This window comes from Pantoea sp. JKS000250, assembly GCF_003201065.1.
GTDB lineage: Bacteria > Pseudomonadota > Gammaproteobacteria > Enterobacterales > Enterobacteriaceae > Pantoea > Pantoea vagans.
In genome coordinates, this window is sequence record NZ_QICZ01000002.1 from 25,482 (window position 1) to 47,232 (window position 21,751).

At 55.7% G+C, this 21,751-nt stretch carries 22 protein-coding genes; 13 read left to right on the forward strand and 9 right to left on the reverse strand.

All coding sequences use genetic code 11. The features are described 5' to 3' along the window. Window positions 1-2: 2 nt before the first annotated feature. Genes BY447_RS19880 through BY447_RS19890 form a run of 3 tightly spaced genes read right to left on the reverse strand, consistent with a single transcriptional unit; the run spans window position 3 to window position 2,498 of the window. Window positions 3-671: a methionine ABC transporter permease gene (locus tag BY447_RS19880; protein WP_013196169.1), complete on the reverse strand. Its 669-nt coding sequence runs from the start codon at window positions 669-671 to the stop codon at window positions 3-5. Further along, on the reverse strand, window positions 664-1,689 hold the full coding sequence (locus BY447_RS19885) for a methionine ABC transporter ATP-binding protein (protein ID WP_110331979.1): 1,026 nt from the start codon (window positions 1,687-1,689) through the stop codon (window positions 664-666). The genes BY447_RS19880 and BY447_RS19885 overlap by 8 nt, the downstream gene beginning before the upstream one ends. Further along, window positions 1,686-2,498, reverse strand: coding sequence for a MetQ/NlpA family ABC transporter substrate-binding protein (locus tag BY447_RS19890; RefSeq protein WP_110331980.1), 813 nt, complete (start codon window positions 2,496-2,498; stop codon window positions 1,686-1,688). The genes BY447_RS19885 and BY447_RS19890 overlap by 4 nt, the downstream gene beginning before the upstream one ends. 218 nt (window positions 2,499-2,716) lie before the next feature. On the opposite strand from BY447_RS19890, the gene BY447_RS19895 reads away from it, so the two are divergent. After that, window positions 2,717-3,910, forward strand: a complete 1,194-nt coding sequence (locus BY447_RS19895) for an aminotransferase class I/II-fold pyridoxal phosphate-dependent enzyme (protein WP_110331981.1) — start codon at window positions 2,717-2,719, stop codon at window positions 3,908-3,910. Between the two features lie 295 nt (window positions 3,911-4,205). Next, window positions 4,206-5,672 (forward strand): glycine betaine/L-proline transporter ProP, encoded by a 1,467-nt coding sequence (gene proP, locus BY447_RS19900; protein ID WP_110331982.1) that lies wholly within the window; start codon window positions 4,206-4,208, stop codon window positions 5,670-5,672. A gap of 53 nt (window positions 5,673-5,725) precedes the next feature. On the opposite strand, the gene BY447_RS19905 is transcribed toward proP, so the two are convergent. Continuing rightward, on the reverse strand, window positions 5,726-6,313 hold the full coding sequence (locus BY447_RS19905) for a CGNR zinc finger domain-containing protein (RefSeq protein ID WP_013196164.1): 588 nt from the start codon (window positions 6,311-6,313) through the stop codon (window positions 5,726-5,728). Window positions 6,314-6,490: 177 nt separating this feature from the next. Here BY447_RS19905 and BY447_RS19910 point away from each other — a divergent pair, with 177 nt between their 5' ends. Then, window positions 6,491-7,357 carry an alpha/beta fold hydrolase gene (locus tag BY447_RS19910; RefSeq protein WP_110331983.1) on the forward strand — a complete coding sequence of 289 codons (867 nt, stop codon included), beginning with the start codon at window positions 6,491-6,493 and terminating at the stop codon, window positions 7,355-7,357. A 52-nt stretch (window positions 7,358-7,409) separates the two neighbouring features. On the opposite strand, the gene BY447_RS19915 is transcribed toward BY447_RS19910, so the two are convergent. Then, window positions 7,410-7,958: a YbhB/YbcL family Raf kinase inhibitor-like protein gene (locus BY447_RS19915; protein ID WP_110331984.1), complete on the reverse strand. Its 549-nt coding sequence runs from the start codon at window positions 7,956-7,958 to the stop codon at window positions 7,410-7,412. Between the two features lie 244 nt (window positions 7,959-8,202). On the opposite strand from BY447_RS19915, the gene BY447_RS19920 reads away from it, so the two are divergent. Beyond that, window positions 8,203-9,081 (forward strand): LysR family transcriptional regulator, encoded by an 879-nt coding sequence (locus BY447_RS19920; RefSeq protein ID WP_110331985.1) that lies wholly within the window; start codon window positions 8,203-8,205, stop codon window positions 9,079-9,081. 5 nt (window positions 9,082-9,086) lie between these two features. Here BY447_RS19920 and BY447_RS19925 read toward each other — a convergent pair whose 3' ends face one another. After that, window positions 9,087-10,724 carry a dihydroxyacetone kinase subunit DhaK gene (locus tag BY447_RS19925; RefSeq protein ID WP_110331986.1) on the reverse strand — a complete coding sequence of 546 codons (1,638 nt, stop codon included), beginning with the start codon at window positions 10,722-10,724 and terminating at the stop codon, window positions 9,087-9,089. 252 nt (window positions 10,725-10,976) lie between these two features. Between BY447_RS19925 and fucO the strand changes: the two genes are divergently transcribed. The 5 genes from fucO (at window position 10,977) to glsB (ending at window position 15,281) form a co-directional block, all read left to right on the forward strand. After that, window positions 10,977-12,125, forward strand: coding sequence for a lactaldehyde reductase (gene fucO / locus BY447_RS19930; RefSeq protein ID WP_110331987.1), 1,149 nt, complete (start codon window positions 10,977-10,979; stop codon window positions 12,123-12,125). A 321-nt stretch (window positions 12,126-12,446) separates the two neighbouring features. After that, a complete protein-coding gene (locus BY447_RS19940; RefSeq protein WP_008924737.1) occupies window positions 12,447-12,620 on the forward strand; it encodes a GhoT/OrtT family toxin in 174 nt (57 codons plus the stop codon). A gap of 104 nt (window positions 12,621-12,724) precedes the next feature. Further along, on the forward strand, window positions 12,725-12,895 hold the full coding sequence (locus BY447_RS23420) for a hypothetical protein (RefSeq protein ID WP_013196156.1): 171 nt from the start codon (window positions 12,725-12,727) through the stop codon (window positions 12,893-12,895). 174 nt (window positions 12,896-13,069) lie between these two features. Further along, on the forward strand, window positions 13,070-14,269 hold the full coding sequence (locus tag BY447_RS19945) for a CynX/NimT family MFS transporter (protein WP_110332277.1): 1,200 nt from the start codon (window positions 13,070-13,072) through the stop codon (window positions 14,267-14,269). A 91-nt stretch (window positions 14,270-14,360) separates the two neighbouring features. Beyond that, a complete protein-coding gene (glsB, locus tag BY447_RS19950; protein ID WP_033784998.1) occupies window positions 14,361-15,281 on the forward strand; it encodes a glutaminase B in 921 nt (306 codons plus the stop codon). A 137-nt stretch (window positions 15,282-15,418) separates the two neighbouring features. Here the strand turns inward: glsB and BY447_RS19955 are convergent, their stop codons facing one another. Both BY447_RS19955 and BY447_RS19960 read right to left on the reverse strand, forming a co-directional pair. After that, complete coding sequence (locus tag BY447_RS19955; RefSeq protein WP_110331989.1) at window positions 15,419-16,372, reverse strand: Rpn family recombination-promoting nuclease/putative transposase; 954 nt, start codon at window positions 16,370-16,372, stop codon at window positions 15,419-15,421. Window positions 16,373-16,587: 215 nt separating this feature from the next. After that, entirely contained in the window at window positions 16,588-17,526 is a 939-nt protein-coding gene (locus BY447_RS19960) for a D-2-hydroxyacid dehydrogenase (RefSeq protein ID WP_110331990.1), read from the reverse strand. Window positions 17,527-17,744: 218 nt separating this feature from the next. On the opposite strand from BY447_RS19960, the gene BY447_RS19965 reads away from it, so the two are divergent. From BY447_RS19965 to BY447_RS19975, 3 genes are all read left to right on the forward strand, one after another. Further along, window positions 17,745-18,167 (forward strand): DUF2946 domain-containing protein, encoded by a 423-nt coding sequence (locus BY447_RS19965; RefSeq protein ID WP_110331991.1) that lies wholly within the window; start codon window positions 17,745-17,747, stop codon window positions 18,165-18,167. A gap of 45 nt (window positions 18,168-18,212) precedes the next feature. After that, a complete protein-coding gene (locus BY447_RS19970; RefSeq protein WP_110331992.1) occupies window positions 18,213-19,943 on the forward strand; it encodes a DUF2534 family protein in 1,731 nt (576 codons plus the stop codon). Between the two features lie 126 nt (window positions 19,944-20,069). After that, window positions 20,070-20,747: a pirin family protein gene (locus BY447_RS19975; RefSeq protein WP_110331993.1), complete on the forward strand. Its 678-nt coding sequence runs from the start codon at window positions 20,070-20,072 to the stop codon at window positions 20,745-20,747. Between the two features lie 41 nt (window positions 20,748-20,788). Here the strand turns inward: BY447_RS19975 and BY447_RS19980 are convergent, their stop codons facing one another. After that, entirely contained in the window at window positions 20,789-21,016 is a 228-nt protein-coding gene (locus BY447_RS19980; protein ID WP_033735577.1) for a hypothetical protein, read from the reverse strand. A gap of 171 nt (window positions 21,017-21,187) precedes the next feature. Here BY447_RS19980 and BY447_RS19985 point away from each other — a divergent pair, with 171 nt between their 5' ends. Then, complete coding sequence (locus BY447_RS19985; protein WP_110331994.1) at window positions 21,188-21,718, forward strand: YtfJ family protein; 531 nt, start codon at window positions 21,188-21,190, stop codon at window positions 21,716-21,718. The last annotated feature ends 33 nt before the right edge of the window (window positions 21,719-21,751 follow it).

The following is a 21,751-nucleotide window of genomic DNA, read 5'->3' on the forward strand; positions in this document are numbered from 1 at the left end:
GTTTACTCGCGTCGGATACGGCGTGAAATACGCGTCCCCAGGGTTTGCAGAAGCTGGACAATAATAATGAGAACCAGCGCAGTCGAAATCGTGGCAAAGGCGTCAAAGCGCTGATAACCGTAGGTAATGGCGAGGTCACCGATGCCGCCGCCACCCACCGTGCCCGCCATCGCCGTGGCACCCAGCAGTCCGATGGTGGCGGTGGTCAGCGCCAGCACCAGTGAAGAAGCGGCCTCCGGTAACATGAAATACCAGATAGTCTGCAGCGTGGTAGCCCCCATCGCGTTGGCTGACTCCAGAATGCCTTCGTCGACTTCCAGCAGTGCGCTTTCCACCAGCCGCGAGATATAAGGCGCAATAAAGATCACCAGCGGCACAATGGCACCCGCCGTGCCAATCGTCGTGTTCACCAGCAGGCGCGTCAGCGGCAGGATAGTGATCAGCAGAATAATGAACGGCAGCGAACGGATGATATTCACGACGGGGTTCAGCAGCTGATGCACCAGACGCTGCGGCTGTATTCCGCCCGGACGGCAGACCACCAGAATAATGCCCAGCGGCAGCCCCAGCAGCGAACCAAAGCCCAGCGACAGCCCCACCATAATCAGCGTGTCCTGCATCGCCGTCAGGAACTGATCGCCGGTAACAGCCGTTTCAAAGAGTTCAGACATCACTGATTTTTACTCCGGTCGCGGTGAGAAACTGAATCGCCGCCTCGCGCTGCGCGGGTTCACCTTTGATCTGCACAATCATGAAACCCAGAATGGTGCGCTGCACCTCCGTCATGCTGGCGAACAGAATATTCACCTCCACCTCATAGTTACGAATCAGCTGATTGATTACCGGCTGCTGTGCCGTGCTGCCGACAAACTCCAGCCGCAACGCGTCGGCTGCCGGATGCTCGCTGAGCAATTCAAGCGTCTGCTGTGGCAGGCGATCGTGAATGACCGACTGCACAAAGCTGGCGCTCACCGCCTGCTGCGGTTCGGCGAACAGCGTCAGGACATCGCCCTGTTCAACAATACGCCCGTGCGCCATCACCGCCATCCGGTTGCAGATCTTCTGCACCACTGACATCTCGTGGGTGATCAGCACAATGGTGATGCCATAACGCTGATTGATTTCCTGTAACAGCAGCAGAATCTGCACCGTGGTCTGAGGATCCAGCGCCGACGTCGCCTCATCGCACAGCAGAATGGCAGGATTGGTTGCCAGCGCACGGGCAATCCCGACGCGCTGTTTCTGACCGCCGGAGAGTTCGTCCGGGTAGCTGTTGGCTTTGTCGCTGAGGTTCACAAACGCCAGCAGTTCCGCCACGCGGGTGGCGATAAAATCTTTACTCCGCCCCTGCAATATCAGCGGGATGGCCACGTTGTGAAATACGGTACGGGCATTGAGCAGATTAAAGTACTGAAAGATCATCCCAATCTGCTTTTTGACGTCAATTAACCGCTTTTTGCTGATCCCCTGTAACGCTTCACCCTGCACCTCCACCGTGCCGGTTGTCGGCGTTTCCAGATGATTAATCAGGCGCAGCAGCGTGCTTTTTCCGGCACCGCTGGTGCCGATAACGCCAAAAATATCGCCCCGGTTGATGCGCAAATTAATATCCTGCAGCGCCTGTACTTCTGTCCCGTTACGTGCAAAGGTTTTGCTGACCTGGTGAAACGCGATAGCCGTCTGACTCATTTGAAATAGTCTGGCAACAGATAGCCCGCATATTGCGCATTACTGGTGATATACGCTTTGAATTCCGGCGAGTGATAGCCGGCAATAATGTCACGGGCAAACTGAGCCTGCTTATTTTTACCCGCTACCGTTACCACGTTAATAAACTGGCTGGTTGGTGCCTCCAGTTTCAGCGCGGAATTGAGCTTCAGCCCACTGGAGACCGCGAAGTTACCCTGAATGACACCATAATCCACATCAGGCAGTGCGCGCACCTGCTGTGCGTTATCCATCTCTTTCAGCACGATTTTGTAGGGGTTCTCCGTAATGTTTTTCTGCGAGAAGGTTGCGGCATCACTCTCAGGGCTGATTTTCAGCCAGCCTATGCTCTGAAGTAACAGTGCAGCCCGATACTCATTGGAGGGCTGGTTCGGCACAGAGACCGTGCTGCCTGGCGCAGGCTGCGTCAGCGTTTTTGCGCGTTCAGAATAAAGCCCCATTGGCGGGGTCGGCACCTGCACAATACCGACGTTATCGATGCCAAGCCGATCGTTAACCGACTTCAGATAGACCGGGTGCTGCATGATATTGGCGTCAATCGTGCCGCGATGCACAGCATCATTAACCTGAATGCCATCGCTGAAATCTTTATATTCCAGCGTATAACCCTGCTTAATTAACAGAGGCGCCACGCCTTTTTCAAACTGCTCTTTATACGGACCCGGATTAAAACCAATGCGTATTTTTTTCTGGTCTGCGGCTTGCGCAGCAGAGATAAAAATCGAAAAAGCCGTTAGTGAAAAAATAATTCCCCGTGAAGTAATGCGCATAATGCTTCCTGATTCATTATTGTGAGAGTAATCGATTTAATCACAGCCCTTACAATCAGGAACAGGCAAAACCGGCCCCGACTTTGGCTTATTTATGCTAACGATAGTCACAGGCTGAATATCCAGATAGCGGCAATCTTCAGCGTTATTTCTGCTAAAGAAATGAAACGCGGCTGTGTCATTCTTTTCCGCTTCACACTCTTTATTGCGGGACGGTTATGGCGGAGTTTGCAGCTTCAGATTTGGTCGCAGGGCTGGAAGAGAATCTTTTCAGCTTACTCGAGAAGCAGGCAGCAGAACTGGATGCATCGCAGTTACCGCTTATCGATCTCTCATCGGGCAGCCCGCGACAGCCTACGCCGCCTGCGGTCATCGCCTCCTTACAGGCTGCTGCGGCGAGGCCGGAAAATCATGAATATCCCTCTTTCTGGGGAAAGCCCGCCCTGCGTCAGGCTATCGCAGACTTTTACCAGCGTCACTATGGGGTCATGCTGGATCCCGATACCGAAGTTGCGCTGTTTCAGGGCGCACACATTGGCGTCAACGGCTTTCCCCGCGCCCTGCTCAACCCGGGCCAGGTGTTAATCTCCACCGATCCCTGTTATCCAATCTATCGCTCAGCAGCACGCCAGGCCGGTGCCAATTTTTATGGCATCCCGCTGGAGGCGCGCAACGCTTTCCTGCCCGATTTTACTCAGGTGCCGGATGAGATTGCCGCGCGCGCCGGTCTGGTTATGCTCAACTATCCCCATAATCCCACCGGCGCACTGGCGACGCCCGTGCTGTTCGCCGACGCGCTGGCTTTCGCCCGCCAGCACCATATTCCGCTAATTCATGACTTCGCCTACGCTACGCTGGGCAGTGAGCCGGACGAGCAGCCGCTGAGTCTGCTGGCCCAGCCCGATGCTAAAGATTGGGGGGTGGAGATTTACACCCTGTCGAAAAGCGCGTTGATGGCAGGCTGGCGAGTGGGCTTTGCGGTGGGAAACGCCTCGATGATTGCGGCTTTTAAAAAACTGCATACTCACAGCTACAGCACGGTGTCTGGCGCGGTGCAGGATGCCGCTATCACCGCCTTGTCGCTTTCTGCTGAGCAACTTAACCGCCTGGCTGATCCTTATCACCAGCGGCGTCGCGTGGTACTCGCCAGGCTGGCAGCGATGCACTGGCCGGTGCGCGCTCGTCAGGGCACCTTTTTCCTCTGGCTGCCTGCGCCACCCGGTTTTACCGGCGAGGAGTTCGCCAGCCTGTTACTCAGAGAGTGTCATCTGCTAGTGGCACCGGGTCACGGCTTTGGCCCCGCCGGGCGGGATTATATCCGTATCAGCCTGACCGCCAGCACGGAACAGCTGCTTCAGGCGCTGGACCGTATTGACAGCCTGATGTTGATTAATGAGCCCAGGCGTAGCTGATGAAATCAGAGCCAGACAGCATCTGAGCCATAAAAGCGGAATATGACCAAATGTTTATGAGCGTAAGCAGGCATGAGTAAGCGCAGTGTGCTGGTTTTGTCAGCAAAGCCAGTTATTTCGGCTGAAAACTTGCAAAACCTTACATTCGTAGTCTAAGGTTTACCGGCTGCGGTTTCTGCCGCTTCACTTAAAAATTATTCGGCTTCTTATAGCTTTCATTTCCACGGTTTCTTCTGAACATTATTTGCGGCTGCGAAAGCTATAAGACTCCTTCATTGAAGTACCTGAGGAGAATATGGACACCAGAAACACATCGCCTGAACACCCAAAGAAACATTTCTGGAACAGGAAGCCCAAAGAGCTGACTGTTGACGACATTACCGTCATCGATAACGACATGCTGAAGCGCGCAGTTGGCGCAGCGGCGCTCGGTAACGCGATGGAATGGTTCGACTTTGGCGTATACAGCTATCTTGCCGTCATCATCGGCAAAGTCTTTTTCCCGGATGCCAACAACGCGGTGCAGCTGATTGCTACCTTTGGTACGTTTGCGGCGGCCTTCCTTGTGCGTCCAATTGGCGGCCTGGTGTTTGGCCCGCTGGGTGACCGCATCGGCCGCCAGAAAGTGCTGGCGATGACGATGATCATGATGTCGATCGGGACATTCTGCATCGGGCTGATCCCGGCCTATTCGTCGATAGGGATTATGGCCCCGATTCTGCTGCTGGTCGCGCGCCTGATTCAGGGCTTCTCGACCGGCGGTGAATATGGTGGTGCAGCGACCTTTATCGCGGAGTACTCCACCGACAAACGCCGTGGCTTTATGGGCAGCTTCCTGGAGTTCGGTACCATTGGCGGTTACCTGCTCGGGGCCAGCCTGGTCACGGTGATGACCACCGTGATGTCGAACGAGGCGATGATGTCCTGGGGCTGGCGCGTGCCGTTCTTTATTGCGGCGCCGCTGGGTCTGTTCGGCCTCTATGTCCGTCTGAAGCTGGAAGAAACCCCGGCATTCCAGCAGCACATGGAAAAGCAGGAAGCGCTGGAGCAGAGCAAACCGCGCCTGACGCTGATGCAGATGCTGAGCAAGTATCGTGCGCCTATGCTGAAATGTATCGGTCTGGTGCTGCTGTTCAACGTCTCTAACTACATGCTGACCTCGTATATGCCGAGTTACCTCACCGGCGTGCTGGGACTGCCAGAGCTGAGTGGTCTGCTGCTGGTGATGGTGGCGATGTTCGTGATGATGCCGCTGACGCTGCTGTGGGGGCGCTGGACCGATCGCATTGGTCGTCGTCCGGTGATTGGCTTTGGTGCAGTAGGCCTGATTCTGCTCGCCATTCCGAGCTTTATGCTGATTGGTTCCGGTAACATGTGGGCGGTATTTGGCGGCCTGCTGATTCTGGGCGTGCTGCACACCTGCTTCAGCGGCACCATGCCTTCGACACTGCCAGCCCTGTTTACAACCGATATCCGTTACAGCGCACTGGCTATCGGCTTTAACCTGTCGGTGTCGCTGTTCGGCGGTACGACACCGCTGATTACCGCGTGGCTGGTGGATACCACCAAAAACAACATGATGCCCGCTTACTACATGATGGGCGCAGGTGTGATTGGCCTGCTGACCATTCTGACGGTACGTGAAACGGCGCGTCAGCCGCTGACCGGCTCTTCACCTGCGGTAGCAACCAAAGCGGAAGCCCATCGACTGATTGATAAGCTGCGTAAACGGCAAAAGCCCGCCACGACAGCGGCTAAATAACACTTCTGACACCCTGCTCTGCAGGGTGTTTTTTTATCTGGCAGACGCACGCTCTACCCACCCGATTTTACTGCCCTGAAACGGGCGACTTTCGCCCGATTGCCACACAGCGCCATGCTGCACCAGCGGCGGCGATGCGCTTTGGTGCGATCGTAAAACCACAGGGTGCAGTCGGGATGTTCACAGGCACGGACTCTGCTGAAATCTTCCTGCGTGAGCAGCATTGCAGCCTGTTCTGCAACCTGTCCCAGCCGCTGCCTTACGTTCTGGCTGGCGTAAACGCGCCGGATAGTCAGCGAACCCGACTCCCCGCTCAGTTGCAGGTGACTCGTTGCCTGGCCCAGCCAGACATTCAGCGCCTCAGTACTCACATTCTCACCTGCTTTATGCTGCTGCACAGCGTCACGAACAATCTGACGTAACTGACGTGCGGCCTGCACCAGCGCGCCCGGCTCATACTGCGGCGCAGATCCGTCGGTTAGCAGTCCGGCCTGTTGCAGCCAGGCTTCAACATCCTGATCGCTTTGCAAGAAATCGTGTGGCCGCCCCTCTGCGATAGCCTCGGTGTTGATAAAATCCAGCGCCGGATGATCGGCCAGAAACCACGGCCCCTGGCCGGAGTGTGATTGCGTTTCCGCCATGATGTCGCCCTCATTATTGAAATCTTCTGACGCTACTGTAACCGATAAAAAAGCAGATTAGTAGTTACAGACAGCCTGATGTAACCACTAAATATCAATTTGACAGGTTACATAATCGCTGCATAATAAGCCCTTGTAACCCTATAAATGCTGTTTAACCAGTTACAGGAAAATATTATGAATACACACTCTGTTTCTTATCGTTATCAGCAGGCCGACGGCGTTAATGTTTTCTATCGAGAAGCGGGCGATCCATCACTGCCGGTGTTGCTACTGCTGCACGGTTTTCCCACCTCTTCTCATCAGTTTCGCAATCTCATCCCGCTTCTGTCCGGTAAATTCCATATCATCGCGCCCGATCTGCCTGGCTTTGGTTTTACTGACGTCCCCGCCGAACGTAACTATTCATGGACTTTCGACGCGCTCGGCCAGACGCTGACCGCGTTTGTCGATGCACTCGGGCTGAAACGCTACGCAATGTATGTTTTCGACTATGGCGCTCCCGCAGGTCTGCGGCTGGCGCTGGCCTACCCGGATCGCGTCAGCGGACTGATATCGCAAAACGGTAATGCCTATCTGGAGGGACTGGGAGACGCCTGGGCACCGGTTCGTGCATACTGGGCGGAACCCAGCGAGGAAAACGGTGAGGTGATCCGCGACGCCATCCTGACAGCCGAAGGGGTTAAGTGGCAGTATCTGCATGGGGTCAGCGATCCGCAGCAGATCGCCCCGGAAAGTTATACTCTGGACACGCTGCTGATGGAGCGTCCCGGAAACAAAGATATTCAGCAGGCACTGTTCCTTGATTACGCCAGCAATCTCAAACGCTACCCGGAATTTCAGGCATTCTTTCGCCAGCAGCAGCTCCCGACGCTGGTGATCTGGGGCAAACACGATCCTTTCTTTATTCCACCCGGCGCCGTGGCCTGGCAGCGCGATAATCCGCAGGCGGTGGTCGAGCTGCTGGATAGCGGTCACTTCGCGCTGGAGACCCATACCGATCACATCGCAATGCGCATCCGTGAGATGTTCAGCGGCGACTGACCCGCTGCGCACAGAGGCAGGCTACAGGTCGCTGCCTCTTAAAACTCAACGCTTATTCGTTGCTGAAGCGGCCAACCGTGCTGGCCGCGCCCAGGGCATGACCTTTCAGCTGGGCCACCAGCTCTGCCTGGGTTAACCCCGCCTTCAGCTGGCCCACCGGCAAATCGGTGGCGATCAGCACAAAGTTATAGTGATGCAGGCCGCTGCCTTTCGGTGGACAAGGCCCGTAATAGTGCAGTGTCCCGGGGGTATTTTTTCCGCCGGTATAGTCCTTGCCCTCTGTCAGCGCGCCCTGCGCAAACGACGAACGGCTGGCCGGAATGTTATAGGCCACCATATGTGTCACGCCCAGTCCTTTGGCCCCGACCGGATCGGTCATCAGCAGAGCCAGACTACGGGTGCCCGCCGGAATCGCAGACCAGTTAAGCTCGGGAGAAATATTCTCACCTGTGCAGGAAGGATTACTTTTATTGGCACCGGCAAACTTTTTGTCCAGTAGCGCATTATCGCTGAAGTCCTGTGATTGCAGCGTAAACACCGACGCTGCCAGCGTAGTTATTGGCAAAACGGCAAGCACCGTTGCGTAGAGTAATTTTTTCACCAGCCACTCCTTATCAGGTTAATTCCGGATGGATTGCATCACTGCCTGCTTACTATAACGGCTTTAACTCATTTAGCCCGGATGACCGCCCGTTTAAATATTGCGAAACGGCAAATCTATGATCGCTGTCGCGCTGGCTGAGGGTGCTGACGCGTTGCCCTGAGACGTATTACCCGATATAAGTTAACGCCTGCCGCTGAGTTTTCGCCTGAAACCCCGTCACTGTCACCGATAAGTGGACACTATGCAGATTGAAGATCTCCGGATTTACATCGCCGTGATACATGCTGGTAACTTCACTGCAGCCGCTGAGCAGCTGATGTTATCGAAACAGTATGTCAGCCGCCGCATGGCCGCGCTGGAAGCGTCATTAGGCGTACGTCTGCTGGTACGTAACACCCGCAAGCTGTCAGTGACGGATGCGGGTCTGCTGTTTGCGCAACATGCTCAGCGCATTCTGGATGAGATTCAGGAAGCCGAACTGGCAGTGTCGGAGCAGCAGCATACGCTGCGCGGCACTTTCCGCATCAATCTGCCGATGTCGTTTGGCATGAGCCACCTGTCACCGCTGATTGCGGAATTTCTGAGTCATCATCCGGCACTGCAGTTTCAGATTGAGCTGGCGGATCGCTATGTTGATGTAATTGGCGAAGGCGTCGATATGGCAATCCGTATTGGCACCCTGGCCGATTCCACGCTGATTGCCCGCCCGCTGGGCGAACTGAAGCGGGTGATCTGCTGCAGTCCTGACTACCTGAAACGGGCTGGCACGCCTCAACATCCGGATGAGTTATTGCAACACGCCTGTCTGCGCTATGGACGGGAAGGACAGAATGGCTGGGAACTGCAGGTTAATGGCAAAGCGAAGTGGCTGGCGGTTCAGGGCCCCATGGTAAGTAACAATGGCGAAGTGCTGCGTGATGCCGCCCTGGCGGGACTCGGACTGGTCTTGCTACCCGCTTTTATCGTTGAGTCAGCCCTGCAAAGGGGGGAACTGGTGACGGTGCTGGATGGCTGCCAGCCGCCACCGCTCTCCCTGAATGCGGTTTATCCGCAGCACCGTCAGCGCAGCGAAGTAAACCGCCAGTTACTGGCCTTTTTACAGACGCGTTTAGCGCCGTAACTGATCTAAAGCGTTTTTAATGCCGCAAAAACGCTGGCGACTGCAACCGCACCGGGATCGGGCACGCCATTCAGGTTCGCGCTGTTGAGATAAGATGATCGGCCCGCCTTTGCTTTTCCCATGCTGGCGGTTGCATCACTGCCGTGCTGCGCCGCATCTGCTGCGGCTGCCAGCGATTTGCCCGCCACCAGCGCCTCAATTGCGGGCTGGAGCGCATCAATCAGTGTACGATCGCCCGGTTTAGCCCCGCCATACTGCTTCATTTTTTCCAGACCCTGTTGTAAAGCGATCGGTAAGTCGTCTCCTTCCGACAGGTGCTGTGCGGCGGCGGTGAAGAAGATAGCCATCAACACGCCGCTGGAACCACCCATAACCGTGGCCAGTCGCTCACCCGTTACCGCGAGCAGGTCAGGCAGAACATTCAGCGGCAGCTGATTATCGGCGCATTCACGCTGGATCTGACGCGCACCAGCAGCAAAGGTCGACCCGGTATCCCCGTCACCCACCTGCGCATCGAGTTTATTCAGCTCGCTTTCACTGGCGATCAGCGTTTCACAGATGCGGTTCACAAAGGCAGCGACCGCCGGGTTTTCGGAGGGTTGCACCGGATGCGCTGTCGCCTCCCGGGCTGCGTTAACCGGCTCCAGTGATGTGATCTCAACCGCCGGAACCCAGCCGGTTACTTCGACCGGGGCGCAGATAGCCGCTTCGAACAGCGGCGTCAGCGTCATGCGGGTGACGGAAAAGCCTTTCATGTCCAGCGCGGTCATCAGCGGTGCCGGACCTATCAGATAACGGCTTCCCCGGCTGAGCGGCGACTCAATCAGATCGCGTGTAACCAGACTCATCTCCAGCGCCGACATTCCGCCAAGATTATTCACCAGCAGCGCGCAGGGCTGATCCTTACCAGACATCACCTTCTCCAGCAGATGCTGCACAATCTGCTGGCTGTTCTGAGTCGGCATGACGTCAACGCCCGGCTCGCCGTGAATCCCCAGCCCCATTTCCACGCTGCCGTCGGGCACCCGCTGACCGGTCTGTTCATCCGGCAGATGACAGCTGGAAAGCGCGACCCCCATGGTGGCGATAGCTCGACTGGCGGCCTCTGCGGCCTCGGTTACCGCCGCCAGATCATCACCCCGCTCGGCGACAAAGCCTGCCACTTTATGCACCAGCAACGTGCCTGCCACGCCGCGTGGCTGAGGATTATCCGGTAAAGCCACATCATCACCGACAATCACCATATTGACGCTGAACCCTGCATTGCGGGCCTTTTCAGCCGCCAGCCCAAAGTTGAGTCGGTCGCCGGTGTAGTTTTTCACAATCAGCAGACATCCCGCGTCCCCGGTAAGGTTGATGATGGCGTTATAAACCGCATCAACGCTGGGTGAGGCAAACACATCGCCACAGACGGCCGCCGTCAGCATCCCTTTGCCGATGAAGCCGACATGGGCAGGCTCATGGCCGGAACCGCCACCGGAGATCAGTGCGACCTGCTGTTTTTTCCAGTCTCTGCGCATCACGATGCGAATGTGGGGATCGACCTGCAGCCGCACCAGATTACGCCAGGGACTGGCGTAAATCATGCCATCTAACGCGCTGTCGACGAGATCATCCTTCTTATTCATTACGAATCGGGTCATGTCTTCATTCCTCATGGGCGGACGGGTTTGTGATAAAGAAGTGTTGCACACAACGGACGATGGGCATAATTCCCCGCCCCTCATCGCAACCCCATCAGACGAAAGTCGTGTCTGAATGAAATGCGCGCATCACTTTTTACTAATTCATTGATTTTTATCAAATGTCCTTACCTGAAACTGAGAGGTTATGCGCAGAACCTGCACAGCGGATCACGGATCGTAGAAAACCATTTGTTAACAGAGGATGTTTTGATGACCCAACGTATGATTCTGAATGAAACCGCCTGGTTTGGTGCTGGCGCATTACGTCATTTGCCTGAAGAGGTACAGCGTCGCGGGATGCGTAAAGCGCTTATTGTCACTGACAAAGCGCTGGTTGCGGCAGGTGCGCTGAAGCGGGTCACTGACCTGCTGGAACAACATCAGCTTGCCTGGGCGGTTTACGATGAGGTCGTGCCGAATCCGACTATCCGGGTGGTGCAGCAGGGCGTTGCCGTGTTCAGGGAATCAGGTGCTGACTACCTCATCGCCATCGGCGGTGGCTCACCGCAGGACACCAGCAAAGCGATCGGCATTATCAACAACAACCCTGAATTCGAAGATGTCCGCAGCCTGGAAGGCGTCAGCCCAACCCGTCATCCGTGCGTGCCCATCATCGCCATTCCGACCACGGCAGGCACCGCAGCAGAAGTCACCATTAACTATGTCATTACCGACGAAGAGAATCGTCGCAAGTTTGTCTGCGTCGACCCACATGACATTCCAAAAGTGGCGATTATTGATGCGGAGATGATGGCGAGCATGCCCGCCTCGCTGAAAGCTGCCACCGGTATTGATGCATTAACTCACGCGATTGAAGGGTACATTACGCGCGGTGCCTGGCCCCTGACTGATATGCTGCACCTCAAAGCCATTGAAATTATCAGCCACTCGCTGCGCGAATCGGTGGCGGGAAATATTGATGCTGTTGAACAGATGGCGCTGGGGCAATATGTGGCCGGGATGGGCTTCTCCAATGTCGGGCTCGGTCTGGTCCATGGTATGGCGCATCCGCTGGGTGCCTTTTATAACGTGCCGCACGGCGTGGCGAACGCCATTCTGCTGCCACAGGTGATGGCGTGGAATGCTCCATCAACAGGCGAGAAATATCGCGATATCGCTCGCGTCATGGGTGTGAAACAGGTCGACACGTTGACGCTGGATCAGGCGCGGGAAGCGGCTGTCGCTGCGGTTCGTCAGCTCTGCCGCGATGTGGGCATTCCCCGTTCGTTGCGTGAGGTCGGCTTGCAGGAGGCAGATATTCCTGCACTGGCGCAGGCGGCACTGGATGACGTCTGCACCGGCGGCAACCCACGCACGCCGGATCTGGAAGCGGTGATGGCGCTCTATCGTCAGAGTTAAAACACGCACGCTGTGTCGTTATGCACTTCAATATCAGGCCCGCCCACCATCGCGGGCTTTTTTACGTCATGGCCACGGTCAGTCAGCAATCATTCGCCAGGGGTTGTTCAGACAGGATCGCGGCATCAGCAAAGGTCCGACCCGCATTTTCCGGCACGGTTTTCAGCCTGAAATCGCCCGTTATCTTCATGGAAGTCAGAGAGCAAATCAGCCGCATTGACCGGTAATTTCTTTAGATGCTAAACCCTGATTCACTTGATCTGGATCACAAAACTCCGCATCATGCGCAGCGAAAACCATAATGACGCTGCGGAGATATCAATGACACTGTACCAGGGTATGCTAATTTTCTATGCCGTTGTTGCACTGGTCGCGACGCTGATCACCTTTTTCATTGCCAAAGATAAGCTGAGCATCAAACTGCTGAGCGCCTTTCTGGTGGGTGCCACCTGGCCGATGAGTTTTCCTGTGGCGCTAATGTTTGCGCTGTTTTAATTGACAATATCCCCTTAGCGACCACACTCAGGTAAGACGTCCCTGACCTGCCAACCGCCGATCACCGACGTGACCTTACTCATGAAGGTTAATAAGGAGCGGATATGCGCGTAGTCAGTGTGATGATTCTGGTTTCTCTTCTCAGTGCCTGTAGCGCCCCGTGGCACGCTGAAAAACCGGTTCCCGCGGCCGAAACCCGGCAGCAGACCTGCCAGCCCGGCTCTAATCCCAGCCAGAACGACTGTGGTCACTTCCCTGAGCCCGAGTTCCACTAATCAGCTATACAACGATCGCTGTGGCGAGATCGCATTTACGCTATTTCATCACATAACAAGGCTTTACAGGCCGCTGACCGGTCAGTAAAGTAGCGTCCAGACATCAATTCTGATGCGTAAGCGTTAACGTCAACCAACGCCCCCGCAGCACTGCTGCATGTGATGATCCCTGCAATGATGCCTGTACAACAGCAAGCTAAACCCCTCGCTGCGTTTTCCAGCGCCAGCTTTTTTTTGTTCGTCCTGCTGCTCACCGCAGCGAATCTTCGGGCACCGATTACCGCCGTCGGCCCGGTGCTGCAGGATATTCGCCAGACTTTTGGCCTCAGTGCCAGCGAAGCAGGCCTGTTTAACTTTATTCCACTGATGCTGTTTGCCCTGCTCGCCCCCCCTGCTGCCTGGCTGGGAAATCGGGTCGGGCTTGAACGCAGTTTGTGGGGCGCACTGTGCCTGATTACTGCCGGTTCACTGTTGCGCTGGCTGCCCGCTGAAGCGGCGTTATGGAGCGGAACGCTGCTGCTGAGCGCAGGCATTGCCGCTGCCAACGTACTGCTGCCACCGCTGATTAAGCGCGATTTCACCGCCCATACCGCCAGATACATTGGCCTGTACGCCGCCACCATGTCGATTACCGCCAGCCTGGCGTCCGGCATTGCGGTACCGCTGAGCCAGTACGCAACGGCGGGCTGGCGACTCTCACTGGTTGTCTGGGCGCTGCCGGGACTGGTTGCGCTGCTCGCCTGGCTGCCGCTTTTACGTCAGCGGCAGTCCACTTTAGCGCCAGCTGACGAATCGGGTGCACATCGTCATGTGTGGCGCTCAGCTGGTGGCTGGCAAATCGCCCTGTTAATGGCACTCCAATCGCTGGCGTTTTATACCCTGATCGACTGGTTTGCCGTATTTGCTCAGGATAATGGCTTCACTCAGGCGCAGGCTGGCTGGCTGCTGTTCTGGTATCAGGCAGTTGCAATCGTTGCTAACCTGGGCTGCATGGTTGCGCTGAAGCGGGTAAAAGATGCCCGGCTCACCGCATTCATTGCTTCCTCGGGTATTTTCCTTGGTATGTCAGGACTGCTGCTTAATCCGCAATGGGCGGTGATCTGGCTGACACTGGCCGGACTGGGCGCTGGGGCTTCGCTGGTGCTCTGCCTCTCGCTGTTTAATCTGCGCGCCACACATCACCGTCAGGCCTCACAACTTTCAGGCATGGCGCAATGTGTGGGCTATGCGCTGGCTGCCCTGGGCCCGCTGTTTTTTGGCGTGCTCCATGAACAGAGCGGTAACTGGACGCTGCCCTTCAGCGTGCTGGCACTGCTGAGCCTGTTACAGATGGTATTGGCTCCGCTGGCAGCACAATCAAAACCCATCAGCTGAAAATGCGGCTCAGCGACTCATAACAGATGACTGACCGGGCGCAAATGCATAGCGCATTGCCGGTCAGCGAAAACCGACGGGAGAAAAGTGCGTGTCTGAACTGAATAATGCTCTGTTGCAGGAGGTCCTGGATCAGGTGCGTCCGCTGGTCCATAGGGGAAAAGTCGCTGACTATATCCCCGCGCTGGCCGATGTCGCGGCCGACAATCTCGCCATAGCCGTTTGCCTGCGTGACGGCACCCTCTTTCAGGCGGGCGATGCGGAGACGCGCTTTTCGATTCAGTCCATATCCAAAGCGCTATCGCTGACCGTGGCGCTGACCCGCTATGACGACAGTGAAATCTGGCAGCGGGTGGGCAAAGAGCCATCAGGCCAGCCATTTAATTCCCTGGTGCAGCTGGAGCTGGAACAGGGCAAGCCGCGTAATCCGTTTATTAATGCCGGGGCGCTGGTAATTTGTGATCTTCTGGAAACCCGCCTGACCGCGCCGCGCCAGCGAATGCTGGAAATTGTGCGCCAGCTGAGCCAGCAGCCCGATATCAATTATGATCGCCACGTTGCCCGCTCTGAATTTGAACATTCTGCCCGCAACGCCGCGATCGCCTGGCTGATGAAGTCGTTTGGTAATTTCGATAACGATGTCACCAGCGTCATGCAGACCTATTTCCACTATTGCTCGCTGTCGATGAACTGCGTTGAACTGGCGCGCACCTTTGTCTATCTGGCTAATCAGGGTAAAACACTGGATGGCAGCCAGATGATTACACCGCGTCAGGCACGGCAGATTAACGCACTAATGATCACCAGCGGGATGTATGACGGCGCAGGTGAGTTTGCGTGGCGGGTCGGGATGCCTGCGAAGTCAGGCGTGGGAGGCGGAATTATTGCCGTCATCCCTGGCGAGATGAGCATTGCCGTCTGGTCACCCGGGCTGGACAGTGCAGGTAATTCGCTGGCGGGCACCGCTGTGCTGGAATTGCTGACGGAAAAGCTGGGGCGCTCGATATTTTGATTATGAGCGCGCAAATGACAGGCTCACCGTGATGAAAATCAATGGTGTTCCCATGATTCCGGCAAGCTGATTTTATATATTCAGTGCAGTACGCTGGCGATTTGAATCGTCAGCGTTAATCAGCGCTCAAAAAAATCTTAGTGCGAAAGCTGTGCCAGCTCTTCTTCTGTAAGACCGGTCATCTGCATGACGGTATTGCGATCCATACCGCTCGTCAGCATAGTGCGGGCAATTCTGAGTTGCATGCTTTGCCTTCCTTCTTGAAGTCCGATCTCTTTGCCTTCGATGCGACCTTGTGCAATGCCCAGCTCAATGCCTTTCTCAAGCCCTATCTGCTCAAGCTGTTGTGCGATAGTCATAAGTGCGTTCTCGTGTTGGGGCACACGCTGTGCCAGCTCCTGTACAAAGGTTTTGGCGTCTGATACTTCGCCCGCCTGCACAATGTAGTTTACCAGTGATATCACCTGCGATGAAGAGTGATCGCCTGCCATCAAAATGGATACCAGCCTGTCCATCAGTTCTGCCAGATCCCGCTGCCGGATATGTTTCTGCAACAGGGTCAGTGCCGCCATGCTGCGGTGTTGCATGATCTCATCGTCAGGAATCGTCGTGACATCGACCAGCGGAAAACTGTGGCTGTAAAGCCTGTCCGCCAGCAGCGGGTCGTCGAACTCATCCAGCCACCGGGTCGAATAAGGATAGGGAGTGCGTCTGCCCACGTAAGACAGTATGGGTATCACCAGCGGCAGTCTCTTATGCCCAGCTTCAAGATGACGCTGCATGGCAGCTACTGCATAGCGCATCAGCCGAAATGCCATATGTTTGTCAGGTGATGACTGATGCTCAATGAGTACATGGATATATCCATTGCCAGCGGTAGTTTTAAGACTGTAAAGCACATCGCTGAAGTACTGCCAAAGGTCATCTTCGACAAACGACCCCGACTCCAGCTTCAATGTGCTGAGATCGCAGCATTCGCGCAGTTCTGGCGGCAGGTGCAGCGCCATAAAATCCCGGGGAATATCCGGCTGAGTCAGAAATTGCCGGAATGTTGCATCATGAGGCGTGGGCGTGCTGTTGTTCTTTTTCACTGACCAGAATCCTTTCTGTTCCTGAAGCGCTGACAACGGCTGATAAAGTCAGTAAAAGGCGCTAAATCCCGTAGCGCACGAACGTTTAAAGTACGGATGGAAATAAAGAAATGAATACTCTGATGATTGAACCCCGTAAAACGCTTTTCCTGAATTCTACGAGGTTGCTCTGGATATCAACGAATAGCGGGCCTTAAAAAGCCATTCCACCCCGCTCAGCTCACCACATTAACCGGCTCGCCCTGAATAAAGGCCGCGATATTGGCCATCATGCCAGTTACCAGATTTTCTACGCCGCTGCGGCTCGCCCAGGCAATGTGCGGCGTCAGCAGCAGATTGGGCAAATCTGCCAGTAGCGGGTTATCGGCAGAAGGTGGTTCGCTGCTCAGGACATCCAGCGCTGCGCCGCCAATCAGCCCCTGCTTTAATGCCTCCGTAAGATCGGCCTCGTTAATCAGCCCACCGCGCGCAGTGTTAATCAACAGCGCATGCTTTTTCATTTTCGCCAGCGCCTTACGGTCAATCAACTGACGGGTACTGTCACTTAACGGGCAGTGCAGCGAAATAATATCGCTGGTGGCAAGCATCTGCTCAAAGCTGACATAGCCCTCACGCACGCTGTCGCTGCCTTTACGCTCCGCGTACTGCACCTGCATTCCCAGCGCCTGGGCCAATCTGCCAACCGCCTGACCGATATCACCTTTACCCGCGATACCCAGCGTGGCGCCGCTAATATCCCCTATCGGCTGACGATGCAGACAGAAGTGCTGTGCCTGCGGCCAGTCGATGCGGGTATTAACGGCATAAGCCATTATCTGACGACGCAGGGCAAAAATGGCGGCGATCACCGCCTCCGACACGCTCTGGGTGGAGTAACCAGGAACATTACTGACCACGATGCCGCGGTCACGGCACGCGTTGAGGTCAATACAGTCATAACCCGTCGCCGCAACACAGATAAAGCGCAGTTCGGGAAGCTGCGCCAGGGTATCGGCACGCAATGGCACCTTATTGGTAATCGCAACCGTCGCGCCCGCAAGCGAAGACACAATGTCACTGACCGGTGTTTGTGCGCGAATCTCCCAGTCAGCCTGTTGTTGCCCGGTCGGCAGAGAGACAGGCAGCGTGTCACCATCCAGCATTACAATTTTCATCTTCAGTCCTTTTTGGGTTTGGTTTAATGCAACCGACCCATAAATGTTATTTGTATGTTTTTAACGGGTAACATCTAAGTTAAATGATGCTGGAATTAAAGTGAATACGTTCAAAGAGTGCGAAATTTTTCGGAACAGAAGCCACTTTATTTAACTCTTTTATCCCCTTCGCGTTACACTGCCGCCCGTAATTTTCACCCCTTGCGTCCGTTAAAATCATGCAGAAATCTTCACTCAGACATCGACTCACTGCCGGTATTGCGATACTGGCCGTGCTGCTGTTGTTTGTTGCCCCGATGATTTCAAAAAATCTGGCTGAGCATCACGAAACGATGCAACGTGCATCTGCCATGAGCGCAGAGATGCCAATGATGCATCATCACAGCGAGATGATGTCGATGGCGGACCATGGGATGATGATGGATCATGGTTTTGCCTGTGGCTACTGCGATTTATTGATGCATGTACCGCTGATGCTCTGGGTGTTTATCCCGTTCATCTGGTGGATGAGCCTGATCACCCGCGCCCCGCCGCCCTCTGCGATTAATCCGCCCCCGTGGCGATGGATGTTGCGTCTCCACCGACCACGAGCGCCACCTGCTTTCGCGTCACACTCACTGCTTTCTGATTCGATTGTGTGACAACGTCACCCAGTCGCCTTTGTCTTTTGAAAAGTGTGGAATGCTATGTCCTCTTCTCAGGAAATTATCCCTGCACCGCGCGGCACGCTGTTTAATCTTTTTCGCCGCCTGCATTTTTACATCGGCCTGTTTATCGCGCCGTTTATTTTTGTCGCCGCGCTCACCGGCACACTCTATGTTCTGACGCCGCAGCTGGAACAGGCGATCTACCACGATGCCCTGACTACCGATGCACAGGGCCAGGCGCAGCCGTTGTCAGCCCAGATTGCTGCCGCACGTGCGCGAGCGGGTGAATCAGCACGTATCTATGCCGTGCGTCCCGCGCCGGGTCCGCAGGATACAACCCGCGTGCAGTTTGCTGAGCCTCAGCTTGGCCCATCGGAATCGCGATCGCTGTTTATCGATCCTTACACGCTGCAGGTGAAAGGCGATATGACGGTGTATGGCACCAGCGGTGTGCTGCCGCTGCGCATGTGGCTGGATCAGATACATCGCGGCCTGCTGCTGGGCGATTTTGGCCGTAACTACAGCGAACTGGCAGCCTCCTGGCTGTGGGTCGCCGCGCTGGGCGGGATCGTTTTATGGTCCGGCACCCGGCCACCGCGCACCCGCAGAAAAGTGCGCAGCGGTTTTGCGGCAACGCGTCACTGGCACGTTACGCTGGGCCTGCTGCTGGCTATCGGGCTGGTCTTCTTTTCGGTAACCGGACTGACCTGGTCACAGTGGGCAGGCAACAACATTGAAAAAATGCGCAGCGACTTTGGCTGGAAAACGCCGCAGGTTAATACCGCACTGAACGGTGACGCGCCCGCCGAAGCCGCCGATCCGCATGCTGACCATCGCGGTGCGATGATCGGCATGACGATGTCCGGCATGACCATGCCAGCCAGAACCGCCGCGCCGGTGGTCCTGAATCAACCGAATCCCAGTTGGGATCAGGCGCTGGCAGCAGCACGCCAGGCCGGACTGCACGCCGCGAAACTGGAGCTGCGTCAGCCTAAGAAAGCAGAACAGGCCTGGACCGTATCGGAGATTGATCGCAGCTGGCCAAGCCAGGTTGATGCGGTTTCAATCAATCCGGCTGATTTTAGCGTGGTCGACCGCGTTGAGTTCGCCAGCTTCCCGCTGGTGGCGAAACTGACCCGCTGGGGCGTGGATGCGCATATGGGTGTACTGTTTGGTCTGCCTAACCAGCTGATTCTGGCCCTGTTCGGCTTTGGACTCTGTGCGATGATTGTGCTGGGCTACCGCATGTGGTGGATTCGCCGCCCGGCGGTTCCCCAGCTCAGCCCCTCGCAAACGCTGTTGTCCGCCTGGCTTGCACTGCCGCGCTATGCACAGGGCACCAGCCTGATAGTGACGCTGGCGCTGGGTTATGCGCTGCCTGTTATGGGCATCAGCCTGGTTGTGCTGATCCTGCTGGATATTCAACGCTGGCGCAGCGCGCAGCGTGCGTCGGTCATCCGGGAAGAAATTGCGCCAGATAAGCAGTCGCCGCTGGCTATCGTCCAGTCACGCTTCGCCGGAAAGCGCAAAGAGATGCGCTATTTTCTCCGCAGCGTCACGGTGCTGGCGCTGATTGTGATTTCAGTGATGGCGAATGCGATGATTGGCGGCGTGATTGACCAGTATCAGATCCCCTTTAGCCACTGGTCACTGACCATGTATATCACCCAGGCGATGATGATCCTGCTCTACTCCACGGTCTTTACCGGGCTGTTGTCGATCCCACTCTGGTATTTCTTCCTGGGTGAGAGCGACGAACAGGGCAAATAAGCCGATGGCGCCCCGCGTGATTTTTTATTCAAAATAACTGACGAAGCCGGGCAAATCATCCGGCTTCTCATTCTGCGCCTGAGGTCTATGATCGTTGTTATGCCTTCCTTTATCTGAGAATAAATCATGAACATTGTGCGAGCTAATCCTGAACAACTGTTTGAGTACGGTCCTTTTACCGTTCGTCGTCAGCGACCTGGCGAGGCGCTTAGGCCGTTGCTCACGGTTGACCTGATGTCGCTGAAACTGGATGCCCGGCTCCCGATGCAGCAGCATCAGGATGAAGAAGTGTTCACCTACCTGTGGCGCGGTTCAATGCAGCATCAGGACAGCAACGGCGAGTGTACCCAGCTCTCTGCGAAAAAGGTGATGGTGGTGAATGCCGGTGAGGGTGTTCAGTACGAAGAGTCGGTGCCGCTGTATGAAGCGGAACTGTTGCAGGCCGTTATCCGGCCTTCGCAGCCGGGCGGTGAAGCGATGACTCAGGTGCTGGAGCGCGATCAGGGCATCATGACTAACGGCTGGACCGAACTGGCCGGGCCGGAAGAGTCTGACGCCCCGCTGGAACTGCGCCAGGAAGTCTATATCTACGATACGCTGCTGGAGCGTAATCAGACGGTGGACGTGCCCTCGATGGCGGGCTTTGTGGCTTATCTGACCGTGCTGGAAGGGATTATTCGCATTGGCAATCAGCGACTCAGTCGTGGCGATGCGGTGAGCGGGCTGGATAGCAGCATGGAGATCACCGGCGACAGGGATGCCAATCTGGTCTGCTTCCTGGTCAGGCCAGACAACGTTGCATAACATAGCGCGGGACGTTTCCCGCGCTTTTTGTTCCACACAGATTAAAGCGTATGGCGTTGCTGCATCGCCTGTACCCGCTTATAGGCATGATCAAACTGACGTACATCGTCGCGCAGCCAGTGGCGCTGTGTCAGCGGTGCATCATCCAGCGCCTGCGGCAGCGGTACACCCGCCAGCGATCCACGGCAGCAAAAGGCACGCGCCAGCGTCGGTGTAGCGATGCCAATGTAGCGGGCAAACTCAGGTAAGGTCATCAGTGCTGTACTCATTTTCCACCTCCTGTTAACAAAATATTCCCTGCATTTTCAGCCCAAATCTTTAATGCTTTTATTGATCTGAAACATAGATGTGGTACTAATCTTCTGCCTGCTGATGAGATAGCTCGCCTCGCCTGCCGTAAAACGAAAAGAAGTGAGGAACCCGTGCGCCATTATGGATTGATGATTGCTCTGCTGTTTTCCGGTTTTGCCACGGCTCACACGCTGACCACAGGCCAGCCAGTCCCGCCCGTCTATGTTGCCGATAAAGGGGAAATGCTCCTCAATGAGGGCGATATAAATTATCAGCGCTGGAACAGTCAGACACTGACCGGAAAAGTGCGTCTGGTGATTCATGTAGCGGGCCGGCTTTCTGCAAAAGACCAGAGCGCACCCTTAATCAAGGCCATTCAGCAGGCAAGTCTGCCGCGTGACCGCTTCCAGACTACCACCATCGTAAATACCGACGATGCCCTGCCCGGCAGTGCCATTTTTGTGGTGCGCAGCATCGCCTCCAGCAAAAAAGCGGCACCCTGGCAGCAATTTATTATCGACAGCAGTGGCGTCACTGCCCATACCTGGCATCTTCAGCCGGAAAGCGCGTCCGTCGTGGTGATTGATCCGGAAGGGATTGTGCGCTTCGCTAAAGATGGCGCATTATCAGATGAGGATGTCGCCAGCGTGATGAATCAGCTGCGCGCATTGCTGGGCTGATTCAGGCAATATAGTGGTCAGGATGGCGCGTCA

Bases quoted from the DNA above. Each gene is read 5' to 3' on its own strand.
- BY447_RS19880 (WP_013196169.1), bottom strand. From the start codon at position 671: ATGTCTGAACTCTTTGAAACGGCTGTTACCGGCGATCAGTTCCTGACG.
- BY447_RS19885 (WP_110331979.1), bottom strand. From the start codon at position 1,689: ATGAGTCAGACGGCTATCGCGTTTCACCAGGTCAGCAAAACCTTTGCA.
- BY447_RS19890 (WP_110331980.1), bottom strand. From the start codon at position 2,498: ATGCGCATTACTTCACGGGGAATTATTTTTTCACTAACGGCTTTTTCG.
- BY447_RS19895 (WP_110331981.1), top strand. From the start codon at position 2,717: ATGGCGGAGTTTGCAGCTTCAGATTTGGTCGCAGGGCTGGAAGAGAAT.
- proP (WP_110331982.1), top strand. From the start codon at position 4,206: ATGGACACCAGAAACACATCGCCTGAACACCCAAAGAAACATTTCTGG.
- BY447_RS19905 (WP_013196164.1), bottom strand. From the start codon at position 6,313: ATGGCGGAAACGCAATCACACTCCGGCCAGGGGCCGTGGTTTCTGGCC.
- BY447_RS19910 (WP_110331983.1), top strand. From the start codon at position 6,491: ATGAATACACACTCTGTTTCTTATCGTTATCAGCAGGCCGACGGCGTT.
- BY447_RS19920 (WP_110331985.1), top strand. From the start codon at position 8,203: ATGCAGATTGAAGATCTCCGGATTTACATCGCCGTGATACATGCTGGT.
- BY447_RS19925 (WP_110331986.1), bottom strand. From the start codon at position 10,724: ATGACCCGATTCGTAATGAATAAGAAGGATGATCTCGTCGACAGCGCG.
- fucO (WP_110331987.1), top strand. From the start codon at position 10,977: ATGACCCAACGTATGATTCTGAATGAAACCGCCTGGTTTGGTGCTGGC.
- BY447_RS19940 (WP_008924737.1), top strand. From the start codon at position 12,447: ATGACACTGTACCAGGGTATGCTAATTTTCTATGCCGTTGTTGCACTG.
- BY447_RS23420 (WP_013196156.1), top strand. From the start codon at position 12,725: ATGCGCGTAGTCAGTGTGATGATTCTGGTTTCTCTTCTCAGTGCCTGT.
- BY447_RS19945 (WP_110332277.1), top strand. From the start codon at position 13,070: ATGATGCCTGTACAACAGCAAGCTAAACCCCTCGCTGCGTTTTCCAGC.
- BY447_RS19960 (WP_110331990.1), bottom strand. From the start codon at position 17,526: ATGAAAATTGTAATGCTGGATGGTGACACGCTGCCTGTCTCTCTGCCG.
- BY447_RS19965 (WP_110331991.1), top strand. From the start codon at position 17,745: ATGCAGAAATCTTCACTCAGACATCGACTCACTGCCGGTATTGCGATA.
- BY447_RS19970 (WP_110331992.1), top strand. From the start codon at position 18,213: ATGTCCTCTTCTCAGGAAATTATCCCTGCACCGCGCGGCACGCTGTTT.
- BY447_RS19975 (WP_110331993.1), top strand. From the start codon at position 20,070: ATGAACATTGTGCGAGCTAATCCTGAACAACTGTTTGAGTACGGTCCT.
- BY447_RS19980 (WP_033735577.1), bottom strand. From the start codon at position 21,016: ATGAGTACAGCACTGATGACCTTACCTGAGTTTGCCCGCTACATTGGC.
- BY447_RS19985 (WP_110331994.1), top strand. From the start codon at position 21,188: ATGATTGCTCTGCTGTTTTCCGGTTTTGCCACGGCTCACACGCTGACC.